Origin of the sequence: Atlantibacter hermannii, assembly GCF_009907385.1 — a bacterium.
GTDB classification, from domain to species: domain Bacteria; phylum Pseudomonadota; class Gammaproteobacteria; order Enterobacterales; family Enterobacteriaceae; genus Atlantibacter; species Atlantibacter hermannii_A.
This window is the reverse complement of the sequence record NZ_JAAATR010000042.1, coordinates 312,539-324,782: the sequence shown is the minus strand read 5'-3', so window position 1 is coordinate 324,782 and position 12,244 is coordinate 312,539. Positions and strand designations below refer to the sequence as shown.

Annotated in this window: 10 protein-coding genes, 4 tRNA genes and 2 pseudogenes; 8 read left to right on the top strand and 8 right to left on the bottom strand. The window is 54.5% G+C overall.

The window, feature by feature from the left end:
- The first annotated feature begins 1 nt into the window (after position 1).
- Positions 2–214, top strand: a complete 213-nt coding sequence (locus tag GV764_RS13295; protein WP_161660603.1) for a DUF3820 family protein — start codon at positions 2–4, stop codon at positions 212–214.
- A 2-nt stretch (positions 215–216) separates the two neighbouring features.
- On the opposite strand, the gene GV764_RS13290 is transcribed toward GV764_RS13295, so the two are convergent.
- Positions 217–1,215 carry a bile acid:sodium symporter family protein gene (locus GV764_RS13290; protein ID WP_161660558.1) on the bottom strand — a complete coding sequence of 333 codons (999 nt, stop codon included), beginning with the start codon at positions 1,213–1,215 and terminating at the stop codon, positions 217–219.
- Positions 1,216–1,301: 86 nt separating this feature from the next.
- Here GV764_RS13290 and GV764_RS13285 point away from each other — a divergent pair, with 86 nt between their 5' ends.
- The gene (locus GV764_RS13285) at positions 1,302–2,243 is read left to right on the top strand and encodes a LysR family transcriptional regulator (RefSeq protein ID WP_161660557.1); all 942 of its coding nucleotides are present in this window, start codon (positions 1,302–1,304) and stop codon (positions 2,241–2,243) included.
- Here the strand turns inward: GV764_RS13285 and GV764_RS13280 are convergent.
- Positions 2,234–2,566 (bottom strand): FlxA-like family protein, encoded by a 333-nt coding sequence (locus GV764_RS13280; RefSeq protein ID WP_161660556.1) that lies wholly within the window; start codon positions 2,564–2,566, stop codon positions 2,234–2,236. The genes GV764_RS13285 and GV764_RS13280 overlap by 10 nt on opposite strands.
- A gap of 173 nt (positions 2,567–2,739) precedes the next feature.
- On the opposite strand from GV764_RS13280, the pseudogene GV764_RS13275 reads away from it, so the two are divergent.
- A pseudogene (locus GV764_RS13275) lies at positions 2,740–3,135 on the top strand (phosphorylase family protein); the annotation flags it as partial.
- On the opposite strand, the pseudogene GV764_RS13270 reads toward GV764_RS13275, so the two are convergent.
- Positions 3,135–5,348 (bottom strand): annotated as a pseudogene (locus GV764_RS13270) (DUF6531 domain-containing protein); the annotation flags it as partial. The pseudogenes GV764_RS13275 and GV764_RS13270 sit on opposite strands and share 1 nt — an antisense overlap.
- Before the next feature lie 566 nt (positions 5,349–5,914).
- Between GV764_RS13270 and GV764_RS13265 the strand changes: the two are divergent.
- Together GV764_RS13265 and GV764_RS13260 are read left to right on the top strand one after the other, a co-directional pair.
- On the top strand, positions 5,915–6,376 hold the full coding sequence (locus GV764_RS13265; RefSeq protein WP_161660555.1) for a hypothetical protein: 462 nt from the start codon (positions 5,915–5,917) through the stop codon (positions 6,374–6,376).
- Positions 6,373–6,540, top strand: coding sequence for a helix-turn-helix domain-containing protein (locus GV764_RS13260; protein ID WP_161660554.1), 168 nt, complete (start codon positions 6,373–6,375; stop codon positions 6,538–6,540). The genes GV764_RS13265 and GV764_RS13260 overlap by 4 nt, the downstream gene beginning before the upstream one ends.
- A gap of 198 nt (positions 6,541–6,738) precedes the next feature.
- On the opposite strand, the gene GV764_RS13255 is transcribed toward GV764_RS13260, so the two are convergent.
- The 3 genes from GV764_RS13255 to GV764_RS13245 all read right to left on the bottom strand — a co-directional run bounded on the left by GV764_RS13255 (position 6,739) and on the right by GV764_RS13245 (position 7,010).
- A tRNA-Lys gene (locus GV764_RS13255) sits at positions 6,739–6,814 on the bottom strand.
- Between the two features lie 4 nt (positions 6,815–6,818).
- Positions 6,819–6,893 (bottom strand) — tRNA-Val (locus GV764_RS13250).
- A 41-nt stretch (positions 6,894–6,934) separates the two neighbouring features.
- Positions 6,935–7,010 (bottom strand) — tRNA-Val (locus GV764_RS13245).
- Between the two features lie 259 nt (positions 7,011–7,269).
- On the opposite strand from GV764_RS13245, the gene gltX reads away from it, so the two are divergent.
- Positions 7,270–8,685, top strand: coding sequence for a glutamate--tRNA ligase (gene gltX, locus GV764_RS13240; RefSeq protein WP_161660553.1), 1,416 nt, complete (start codon positions 7,270–7,272; stop codon positions 8,683–8,685).
- Positions 8,686–8,735: 50 nt separating this feature from the next.
- Here the strand turns inward: gltX and GV764_RS13235 are convergent, their stop codons facing one another.
- Positions 8,736–9,122: a YfeC-like transcriptional regulator gene (locus tag GV764_RS13235; RefSeq protein WP_236651874.1), complete on the bottom strand. Its 387-nt coding sequence runs from the start codon at positions 9,120–9,122 to the stop codon at positions 8,736–8,738.
- 3 nt (positions 9,123–9,125) lie between these two features.
- Positions 9,126–9,488 carry a YfeC-like transcriptional regulator gene (locus GV764_RS13230; protein WP_161660552.1) on the bottom strand — a complete coding sequence of 121 codons (363 nt, stop codon included), beginning with the start codon at positions 9,486–9,488 and terminating at the stop codon, positions 9,126–9,128.
- A gap of 218 nt (positions 9,489–9,706) precedes the next feature.
- On the opposite strand from GV764_RS13230, the gene GV764_RS13225 reads away from it, so the two are divergent.
- Positions 9,707–9,782: transfer RNA gene (locus GV764_RS13225), tRNA-Ala, on the top strand.
- 230 nt (positions 9,783–10,012) lie between these two features.
- Positions 10,013–12,196, top strand: coding sequence for an EAL domain-containing protein (locus GV764_RS13220; RefSeq protein ID WP_161660551.1), 2,184 nt, complete (start codon positions 10,013–10,015; stop codon positions 12,194–12,196).
- The last annotated feature ends 48 nt before the right edge of the window (positions 12,197–12,244 follow it).

The window sequence follows — 12,244 nt, the reverse complement described above, 5'->3', positions numbered from 1 at the left end:
CATGGAAAAAGAGCAGCTTATCGCCATCGCCAACACTGAAATGCCGTTTGGGAAATACAAAGGCCGCAAGCTGATTGATTTACCTGAAGAGTATCTGCTGTGGTTCGCCCGTAAGGATGAATTCCCTGCCGGGCGTCTGGGCGAGCTGATGGCGATAACAATGCTGATTAAAACCGAGGGGCTGACCCATCTGGTTCAGCCCCTGAAGAAATAGCCTCAGACTTTAGCGGCGCGGGCATTTTCCTGCGCCTGCAATTGTTCCGTCTGGTGCTTATACCGCCGCGCCAGCACCGCGCAGACCATCAGCTGGATCTGGTGGAAAATCATCAGCGGCAGCACCATCATGCCAATCACCGACGTCGGGAACAGGATATTGGCCATCGGTATCCCGTTCGCCAGGCTTTTCTTCGAGCCGCAGAACACAATGGTGATCTCATCGGCTTTGCTGAAGCCGCATTTGCGCGCCACCAGCACGTTCACGCCAATCACAATCGCCAGCAGCACCAGGCTGACAACCACGATAAACACCAGTGAACCCAGACCAACCTGATGCCAGATGCCATTGACCACGGCTTCGCTGAAGGCGGTATACACCACCAGCAGAATAGACGTCTGGTCGGTGTTCGAGATCAGTTTTTTGTGCCGCGCCACCCAACCGCCAATCCATGGGCGCGACAAATGGCCCAGCACGAACGGGAGCAGCAGTTGCAGCATAATCTTGCCGACCTGCTCCAGACTGCCTTCCGCGCCGTGCATATTCATTACCAGGCCAACCAGCAGCGGCGACAGGAAAATCCCCAGCAGACTTGATGCCGAGGCGGAGCAGACCGCAGCCGCAACGTTGCCGCCTGCCAGAGAGGTAAAGGCGATGGCTGACTGTACGGTCGCGGGCAAAATACACAGATAGAGGAAACCGGTATACAGCTCCTGGCTGACGTTAACCGGTGCCCACCAGGCGAAAAGTACGCCGAGTACCGGGAAGAGAATGAAGGTGCTGCACATCACCCAAAGATGTAACCGCCAGTGGCTGCCGCCCGCGATGATTGCTTCACGCGACAGCTTGGCGCCGTGCATAAAAAAGAGCAAGGCGATGGCCGCCGTGGTAAGTCCTTCAAAAAACGGAACGAACCCGTCGCGAGCCGGGAAGAACGACGCCAGTAATACCACAGTAATCAGCGTCAGGGTGAACGGATCGAGGATACGCAAAAGTTTCATAATCTCTCCTGAGTCGAAGCGTTATTTTGCGTTTTTCATTTTGAGAAATAAAATTGATTTATTGCATCCATTCATGAAGGAAATGTATGAATGTTTCATTGCGCCAGTTGCGCATATTTGTCACCGTCGCGCAGGCCAAAAGTTTTAGCCGGGCGGGCGACATCATTGGGTTAAGCCAATCGGCCATCAGCCACAGTGTCAAAGAACTGGAGCGCCAGTGTGGGGTGAGACTGCTGGATCGCACGACTCGTGAAGTGGTTATGACCGAGGCCGGCTATCAACTGGCGGCGCGGCTGGAGCGACAGCTGGATGAACTGAACAGCACGTTGCGCGATGCCGGGCGGGTAGGGCAGCAGCTATCAGGCACGGTGCGGGTAGCGGCCAGCCAGACTATTTCCGCCCATCTCATTCCCCAGTGCATTGCGCAATGCAATCGCGATTATCCGGAGATCGATTTTGTGCTGCATGACAGGCCGCAGCAGTGGGTTCTGGAGAGTATTCGCCAGGGAGAAGTGGATTTTGGCATTGTGATCGATCCCGGCCCGGTCAGCGATTTGCAGTGCGAAGCGGTATTGTCGGAGCCGTTTTTATTGTTATGCCGCGAGGATCACCCTTTTAGCCAGCAGCAACATGTCCCATGGCAGGCGCTGCACGATCAACCGCTGGTGTTGCAGGACTATGCGTCGGGCAGCCGTCCGCTCATCGATGCGGCGCTCCGGCGGCAAAATATTGCCGCCAATATTGTCCAGGAGATAGGCCATCCGGCCACGCTGTTTCCCATGGTGGAGGCGGGGATAGGGATTAGCGTATTGCCCGCACTGGCTCTGCCTTTGCCGCAGGGGTGCCATCTGGTCGTCAGGTCGCTTACGCCAGTGATTGAACGGCGATTAATGCTGGTGCAGCGTAAGAAAAGATCGCTTTCCGGGGCAGCACAGGCCATTTGGGAGGTGGTACGCGCACAGGCCCATTTTCTGACCCAGGCACGTATCCACGATCCGTTGTTTAACGTGCCGGACGATCAAACATAAACATCTATTTGACGATCGCTGGCCAGGGCATTAACGCTCGCAGCACTGCGTTGATTTTCCTGCTTCTTCTGGGCTTCTTCTACCTGTTGGCGCTGTAGCTGCGCCAGCTGAGCCTGCAGCATTTTTATCTGTGTCTGAATCAGCTCTTTCTGCTTTTGTTTCTGTTCGGTGCTGCCGCTGCTGCTGACAATATCCTTTAACTGTTGGGTCAGTTTAGTGATTTGTTGGGTAAGACGGGTAATTTGCGCTGCAAGGCTGTTGCCCTGGGGGGCGCTACTTCCGCCGCCGGTGGGTATTGCAGTGGTTGTTGTTAGGATTGTCATCCGGTCCTCCTTTTCTTGCCTGTACGACGTTATCGGCCTGCGGCTTCAAAACTTGAATGACCCACCGGGATAATTGATACCGAAACGCTATTGATGGGGCGGGCAAAGTGTATTGGTTTATAACGCAGGTCTGTCGTTATAACTCAGAGACACTTTACTCTGAAGGAAGCGTTATGACCGCGACTCTGTTTTCTCACCCTGATGCCTGCGCTGAAATTATTCGCGCCCATAAACCCAACTTTACTCCCCGCGTGGCGTTCATTCTTGGTTCTGGACTGGGGGCGTTGGCTGACCAGATCGTCGATGCAGTTGCCATCTCGTACCAGAAACTGCCTGGTTTCCCTGTCAGCGGCGTGCAGGGCCATGCCGGAGAACTGGTATTAGGCCAGCTGGCGGGGGTAAACGTTGCCTGTATGAAAGGCCGCGGCCATTTCTATGAAGGGCGCGGGATGACCATCATGACCGATGCGATCCGCACGTTCAAACTTCTGGGATGCGAACTGCTGTTTTGCACCAACGCGGCGGGGTCGCTGCGTCCTGCGGTTGGCGCGGGCCAACTGGTGGCGCTATTGTCATACCCGTAAAGCACCGCCACCCGGCGGCCTTCGCTCAGGTGACTGATGCCCGTCAGCCAGCCACGTTCATCATACTGCCACTGCTCCGCCGGTTCGCCGCCCACGGTACGCTGCTTCAGGCGGTCGGCCTCGTCATACAGCCACTGCGTAATAAGACCGGCGTCCTCGCTGCGCGCCAGCAGGCCGGTAAGAGCGTAATGATAACGCGCCGTCCTGCCGTCAAAACCGGTTTCCTGCACCAGCCGGTCCAGCGGGTCGTATTCCCGCGTGGTCGTTGCGCCGTTTTCGTTGACCAGGGTAATGATGCGCCCGGCGGCGTCGTATTCAGCCCGGCGCGTCAGCCCGCCCTCCGTCACGCTTACCGCACGGCCCCGCGCGTCATATTCCGTGGTACTGCGGCGGCCGTCGGGGTGAATCACGGCGGTCAAATCGCCCGCGTCATTATATTCATATTCCGTTTCGCGTCCCTGCGCATCCCGGCGACCGGTGAGCCTGCCGCGGCTGTCGTAACGCAGGTAAATGCTCAGCCCTTCCTCGCGGTGAATGGCGGTTGTCTGTCCGTAGCGGTCATATTCATAGCGGGTTTCATAGCCGGAGCAGTCCGTAAACGCCAGCAACTGGCCGTAGCGGCTCCAGCGCATCTGTTTTCGGCTGCCCGTCGCATCCAGCAGCGCGGCCGGCAGTTCACTGTGTGGATTGTCATAAAAATACTGCGTGATTTCACCGCTGCGGGATATTTCCTGCGTCAGTCGCCCCGTGTCGTCGTATTTGCGGCTGATGCGCAGCCCGTCCGGGAAGATAACGGCGGAAAGCTGCTGGTCAGCATAATCAAAACGGGTTTCCCTGCCGTCCGGGGTAAGGGTCGCCGTCACCAGACCGTCCACCACGCCGCGGCGGTACTCTGTTATCCGGCCTGCCGCATCCGTGTGCGCTGTCAGTCTGCCCTGGTAATCGTATTTATCGTGGATAACCGTGCCGTCTGCCTGCTCGTGTCTCACCACCCGTTTCAGGCTGTTTTCACCTTCCAGGTACAACACCTCGCGGCGACCCAGACTGTCGGTGATGGTGACCTGTGATTTCTCACAGACAAAGCGGTAGCTTAAGCCTTCCGGGTTGACCTGCTCTGTCACATAGCCCTGTCCGTTGTAGCGATAGCGGCTCTTCGGCCTTCCCGCGTAACGGTGGGCCACCATCCGCCCCGGATGCTGCGGGTCGTAGGCAAAGCTGCGCACCTGCGTGCCGCTGCGGTCGAATACCGCCGCCAGCTCGCCGCGCGGGGTATACCCATAGCGCGCCAGCGGCAGGGCGGGCAGTTCCTCCGGGTATTCGGGGTCGTGGTCCAGCCACACCGCCGCCAGCCGGATACCGTTATCCGCACCGTAGTCCGTGCGGGGGAGCGTGGCGGGAAATGCGGGAGCAGAGGCGTGCGCAGCGGCGTCCTCTGCGCGCTGCGCCTGGGTGGTCAGCACCAGCCGGAAACGTCTGCCTGCGCCATCGGTTACGGCGGTAATTTCACCCGTCAGTTCACCGGATGCCTCGCGGTGAAACGCCAGCACGCGCCCGTACATATCCGCCAGGCCGGTCAGCACCCGGTATGGCGGCGGCGGGGGCGGCAATACCTCATCCACCTCCGGCACCCGCTCCGGCCAGCCCAGCAGCCACCACGGCCCCTGCGGGCTGTTCGTGGCCAGGTAAAGATGCGGGTTGCAGCGGATGGCTTCCGGCAGCGTGGCCCATAATTTATCCAGCCGGTGAAAGTTCAGTTCTGCCGCGCCGCCGCGCACCAGGAAGAGTCCTTCCGTTCTGCTGTGTCCCACTTCGCCCGGCGACAGCAGCTCAAAATAGATACTGCGTCCGCCGTTATCGTTGAGGATGAGTTCACTGTCGCGTAGCTGTAAGCGGATATCGGCGGGCGTTTTCCAGCCGGGGCCGAACACGCCCACCGGGGCGGGGGTTTTTGTGCAGTAACTGCTGTAGGAACGGCTGACCATATACGCCAGCGGCCCGGGCAGCGCCACGTCCACCTCGCCGGGCAGCACCTTCGCGCCGAGCAGGGGGTTGACCGGCTCGCCGGTGGTCATGCCGCCCGGACACACCGAACACGCCACACCGGTTGGCGCGCCAATTCTCACCCCTGCCGAGCCCTGAACTATCGGGCCGCCTTTCGCTGTCGCATCGCCCTGTCGTGCCGCAGGTTTTCCGCTCATGTCCGTTTTCTCCGGTTTATCCTTCCGTGAGTTTTCTGGCAGGGCAGGCAGATAACGGCAGCCCGGACAGGTGATACAGAAAACAGGGAAAAGAGTAATGCTGTTGATCTGCGTCCATTAGATAACTTTTTATTATGGAAATTTATGACCTGGATCGCGCCGGAGATTATTTTTATCGAACTTCCTGATAAGGAAAATCTTATATATCATGAAGATATTGGAGGTGTGGCAATAATTAAAATTAAATATAACCGAAACTGATTATTATTTTATTTAACGCATTGCGGGCATATTTATCAGGCTGATTTCTGCAGAATGCCTTGTCCGGCAGAGGGGATAGCGGTATCGCTTACATGTACCTGCAAAATCAGGTATCGGGATTGAACGCGTGAAATACTTCATCAACGACATAATGCGCGTCTGCGCTTTTTTATGTCGTGCGTCCGGCTGCATCTCAATGGGGTGCCGGCATCGATGAGGCCGGTAAGGTCAACCTTGTCCGGCTCCGCCACCCGTACAGACCTCTCCGGTGGGGGTTATAAACATCACTCACCGGAGGCTGCATTATGGCTACAACCCTCACTCTGACCCACCGTTACTTTCCTTTTCCTTCAGCGCCCGGCACTGATTTCACCGTCCTCGCCACCCACTGCGACAAACTCGCCCTCGCGCTGGCGGAGTGCGATGATCCGGCGCTGCGCATGGCATTCTGCGGACGGCTGGCTGGCGCGCTCGCGCTGCTGAGGCCGGGATTACTCGATCCGATCCCGCCGCACCTGATGGACAGCCTGACCGTGGACACGCTGCCCGCGACGTTTCCCTGCTTTGCACCCGACGCAAACACGCTTTGTGATTACTGCCAGACGCTGGCGCAGGTTTTGCTGTGCCGGACGTATCCACCGGAGGCGGAAGAGCAGCTTAACGGGTTGTTGTCCGAACTGGTGGAATACTTTGCTGCTGAAATCAACGCTCCGCGCTGGGTACGCACTGCTGACGGCGTAAAGCTGATTGATGAGATTACGGCATGATACAACCGGGCTGGCATCCTGCCGATATTATCGCCGCGCTGAGAAAACGCGGCACCTCGCTGGTGGCGCTCTCCCGCGAGGCGGGGCTGGCCTCCGCCAGGCTGGCAAACACGCTGCACCGCCACTGGCCGAAAGGGGAAAGGTTGAATATTCTGTTTTCTTAAGTATTTTTTAGCCAAAAACTGAAAATGGGCCTACGACATTTCCACCGTCAGCGGCGTAGGCCCATTGACAGGCCCATTTGCGCTGGCTTCCCCAACATTCGGAGAGACACATACAGACGAAAAAAAACCGTATACCTTTGACAGTAATACGGTTTCTTTACTTCCCCGGATGTCCTGAAACACCCCAGGAATGAATGTTGGTGGGTCGTGCAGGATTCGAACCTGCGACCAATTGATTAAAAGTCAACTGCTCTACCAACTGAGCTAACGACCCGAAATGGTGGGTGATGACGGGCCCAAACCCCCACCCCCTCCGGGTAAAGGAGATGCTCTACCAACTGAGCTAATCACCCATTTCGGTACTACCGGGTACTTCGCAATACGTTGTTCGATATGGTGGGTGATGACGGGCTCGAACCGCCGACCCCCTCCGTGTAAAGGAGATGCTCTACCAACTGAGCTAATCACCCCCGCTGTGTGGAGTCGCATTATAGGGAGAGTTGAAAATGAGTCAACGCATTTTCTTAAGTTTTTAATCGCTCGTCTTAAATTTAGACAATACGATCGATTATTCCCCGTTGGCGCTTGATTTGCCATCAGTTTATCCCTTTCACACTGAACAACAGGGTTCAACATTGAGGAATCGGGCGACGGTGGTAGAATATTGCCCACTTAGCATTCCCAGGCATTTGCCGTTTTCCGGCACCTTTACAAACGTAAGGCCAATTAATGAAAATCAAAACCCGCTTCGCACCGAGCCCAACCGGCTATCTGCACGTTGGTGGCGCTCGTACTGCTCTTTATTCCTGGCTTTTTGCTCGCAACCTTGGCGGTGAATTTGTCCTGCGCATTGAAGATACCGATCTGGAGCGTTCGACGCCGGAAGCCATCGAAGCCATTATGGACGGTATGAACTGGCTGAGCCTGCAGTGGGACGAGGGCCCGTACTATCAGACTAAGCGCTTCGATCGCTATAACGCGGTGATTGATGAGATGCTTGAAGCGGGCACGGCGTATAAATGCTATTGCTCCAGAGAACGCCTTGAAGCATTGCGTGAAGAGCAGATGGCAAAGGGCGAAAAGCCGCGTTACGACGGGCGCTGCCGCCACGGTCATAAACATCATGCCGACGATGAGCCGTGCGTGGTGCGTTTTGCCAACCCGCAGGAAGGGTCGGTGATTTTTGACGATCAAATCCGCGGCCCGATTGAATTCAGCAACCAGGAGCTGGACGATCTGATTATCCGCCGTACTGACGGTTCTCCGACCTACAACTTCTGCGTTGTAGTGGATGACTGGGATATGGAAATCACCCACGTCATCCGTGGCGAAGACCATATCAACAACACGCCGCGCCAGATCAACATCCTGAAAGCGCTGAACGCGCCGGTGCCGCTTTATGCTCACGTGTCGATGATCAACGGCGACGACGGTAAAAAACTCTCCAAACGCCACGGTGCGGTGAGCGTAATGCAATACCGCGATGACGGCTATCTGCCGGAAGCGCTGCTGAACTATCTGGTACGTCTGGGCTGGTCCCACGGCGATCAGGAAATTTTCAGCCGTGAAGAGATGATCAAACTGTTCGATCTGCATGCGGTGAGCAAATCCGCCAGCGCTTTCAACACTGAAAAACTGCAGTGGCTGAACCATCATTACATCAACACCCTGGCTCCAGAGTACGTGGCTACTCACTTACAGTGGCATATCGAGCAGGAAAATATCGATACCCGCAACGGGCCTGAGCTGGCGGCACTGGTCACGCTGCTGGGCGAGCGCTGCAAAACGCTGAAAGAGATGGCCGCAACCTGCCGCTATTTCTATGAAGACTTCGCGGAATTTGACGCAGACGCAGCGAAGAAACACCTGCGCCCGGTGGCGCGTCAGCCGTTGGAAGTGGTGCGCGATAAATTAGCCGCTATCACCAGCTGGACGGCGGAAAACGTGCATGAGGCCATTCAGGCAACGGCAGATGAACTGGAAGTCGGCATGGGCAAAGTGGGTATGCCGCTGCGTGTGGCAGTAACCGGGGCAGGGCAGTCGCCAGGCCTGGACGTTACCGTACACGCTATTGGTAAGACCCGCTCGGTAGAGCGCATCAATAAAGCGCTGGCGTTTATTGCCGGGCGTGAAAGCCAGCAGTAACGCTGCTGTTAACGAATAAAGCCGGTTAATACCGGCTTTATTTTTGGCTGTTATTCATCTTTGATGCCAAGCCGTTTCAACAGCCCACTGATACCTTCACGCAATATTAATGCTGAAAGCTGCTGGCGCTCATAAGGCGTCATGGCCTGAGCGACCTGACGTAACTGGTTTTCCAGTTGTGCGGCATCATCGCCGTAAGCGGTAACGGGCTCCGCCAGATGGTAGCTTTCCGCTCTGGACTGCATTTTCCGCGTACCGGAGACGTATTCCCGTACCCGATCGTCGACGATAATCAAATGCGCTTTCCCGCCCTTAACGCCTTTCAACGGAACGGTTTGCCATTGCTGGTCGGTTACCCAGCGATTAATCGTTTGCGCTTTATAGCCTGTTAATTCGGCAAGTTCTGCCGGGGTCATCCTTGGTTTAAATATCATCATAGGCTAGTCATCATGACGAATGCTGAGGCGTTGCAACATTCCGGAAATGCCTTCTCTCAGAAGCAGAGAGGTCATTTGTTTTTGTTCGGACGGCGTCATTTCTTTCAGTGAATTGATCAGCAAATTTTCGAGCGGCGTTTCAGCCTGCGGGGCGACATAAGATGCGTGAGGTTCAGTGGCGCGCTGTGCGCTGCGTATAAAATGCCGGACTTGTTCATTAATGTGGATCAATCTTGCTTTACCGCCCTGCACCCCGGGTTTGGGTGAGGTTTCCCACCCCTCTTTGCGCACCCATTTATTAATGGTTTGCCTGCTGTAACCCGTTAGCAATGCCAATTCTTCTGGCGTCATTCGTTCCTTGAGCATGATTACTCCAGTGATTTATAAGGTTATTAGCTGTTCATCTTATAGCACTATTTTACTGGAAACTGTGACGTGAATAACTAGCGAGTTCAGGAAAGTGCGAGACGGATGCCAGGTTGCTGGCTTTTTCAGCGGTTGAATCTAATCAGTGAATTTCGCGTTGACAGTACTGGGTGGAATTCATATTATTCGGGCCGTCAACACGACAACGATTTTGCGTAGGGGCTATAGCTCAGCTGGGAGAGCGCTTGCATGGCATGCAAGAGGTCAGCGGTTCGATCCCGCTTAGCTCCACCACCTTTCAAACCCTCGCTTCGGCGGGGGTTTTTCGTTTTTCCGTCTGGCTTTTCCGCTCTTCACCCCCTTACGCGCTGTAATTTTAATTATGTCATTTTGTAGTAATTCGTTAATCCCTTGTTTATCCAGGGGAGATTACTCTTCTCATAACTTGCGTCGAATAAAGGTTAACCATATTATTAGCGCTACTTATTTCACGTGCCAAATTAACAAGTAAATTATATATATCCATGTTAAACAGAATTAATATAAAGCGGTTTTTTGTAGCATTGGTGTTATGTCTTTTACTGGTGCCGATGGCGCGTTATATTTCCCCCAAAGCCGTCATTGATGGGCAAGCGCTTTATCTCGCCTATTTACCCTTGAGCGTTATGGTAGCGATGCCGCTACTATTTGGCCGCCATGCCATTGCCCCGCTGATTATTGTGCTGGCCTCTTCCTATTCCCACCGTTACAACGTTAGCGCGTTCCAGCTCAGCGCGTTTCTGTTTTGCTTTATGGCGCCATTTATCCTCTGCGGTGCGATTTGTCAGGCCTTTCTGGGCCGTCGCTGGCGCTATAACCTGACGGGCAAAGGCGTCGGTCACCGTATTCTCTGGATGGGTTTTGCCGCACCGCTGATCAGTAAAATGTTGCGCTATGTTCTTGGTCACTATATGACCTTTCCAGCCGCCATTGAGCCTTTTTTTGGCCATAGCTCGACCATGTTCAACATCGTGGATGCGCAGAACACTGTGGCGGCGGCGTTAGTTTTCAGCGGCATGTTTTATTACCCGCTGAGAATGCTGTTAAGCCGGGCCTTTGCGCGCGCATTTTTCCGGCGCTGCATTGTTCCGGTTCTTTCACGCAGGCGGCGGATTTTTACCTTCTGCTGGCTGGTGGTGGTGGTGGCCTTACTGATGATTTGTTGCGGCCCCTACGAGACTGACTGGATATCCGGATATCTGGTGCCAATTGTGTTTGTGCTATTCACGATTGGCGTATTTAAAATCGGCCCCCGTTTAATCAGCATATTATGGTCGATCTCCGCCTGGATGCTGCTGAGCTGGAACGAAAGCTTTTTATACGGTAACTCGGCCTATTCACTGGCTTTTGTATTGTCAGTTTTTATTGCGTTTACCGTGTCGGTATTGTTTATGACGGTAATATTTCAGCGCAACGAAAGAATGAAGCGCCAATATTTCACGCTGTCGCAAATTGATCCTTTAACGCGCATGCCGAATTTGCGCGCCCTTGAAAAGGTGATTGAGCGGGAACGTACCGGCGCGCTTTGCTGCCTGCGGCTCAACAATATGGACTTCCTGAGCCGTCATTACGGCCTGATGATGCGCGTCCACGTAAAGCAATTAATTTCCAACATCCTGAAGCCCTGGCTACAACATGGCGAAATGGTGTTTCAGTTGCCTGGCAGTGATTTGCTGATATTCCTGAAAGGGCCGGAACCTGAAGCGCGTTTACGCCATATGGTCGATCTGTTGGGCAGCAAGCGTATTCCATGGAACAGCGTGCAGCTGGATATTGATTACGGTGCCACCTGGTCGATTATTCATTACCACGAAGATGAATTGTATCGGGTGATCAGCCAACTGAGTTACCTGGCGGAGCAGGTCACGGTGGATGAGCCGGTATTACCGCTTAATCAAAACAGTAAAGTAACCATTTCTGGGGAAACTACCGAGCGAATCACCTTGCTCAGACAGGTGAAACAGGTGCTGGAAGAGGAAAAAATTGAACTCTACGCTCAGCCGATTGTGGATGCGCAGGGAAGGGGATATCACGAAATCCTGGCGCGGATGCATTGTGATGATATCTTCCTCACGCCCGACAAATTTATTCCCGTGGTGGCACACTTTAACCTGAGCGTTCGCTTTGATATGCAGGTGATGAAAGCCTTACTGAAGTATCTTCGCCTGCATCTGGTAAATGGCCCCTGTCCGCGCTTTTCCGTCAATTTAATGCCGCTAACCTTGATGCAAAAAGGCGCAGCCAGGCAGATCATTACGTTGTTTGAAGAGTATGACGTGCCGGTAAGCTGGGTCATTATTGAAGTGACCGAAGAGCAGGCGTTTTCTGACTCGGAAACCACCACCCAGAATATTACCCTGTTGCGTGAAAGCGGGTTCCGTATCGCAATTGATGATTTTGGCACCGGCTATGCCAACTTCGAGCGCCTGAAACGCCTGCAGGCGGATATCATTAAAATCGACGGCTGCTTTATCAAAGATATTCTCACCGATTCGCTGGATAACATGATCGTGAAATCGATCTGCGAACTGGCAAAAGCCAAATCCTTATCGGTCGTGGCGGAGTATGTGGAAACCGAAGCGCAGCGCCAGCTGCTGTTGGATTTAGGGGTTAACTACCTGCAAGGCTATTTGACCGGCAGGCCGGTACCGCTTAACACCTTATCGTAACCATAAAAAAACCCGCTTCTCGAAGCGGGTTTTTTGTTTCCGGCAAAC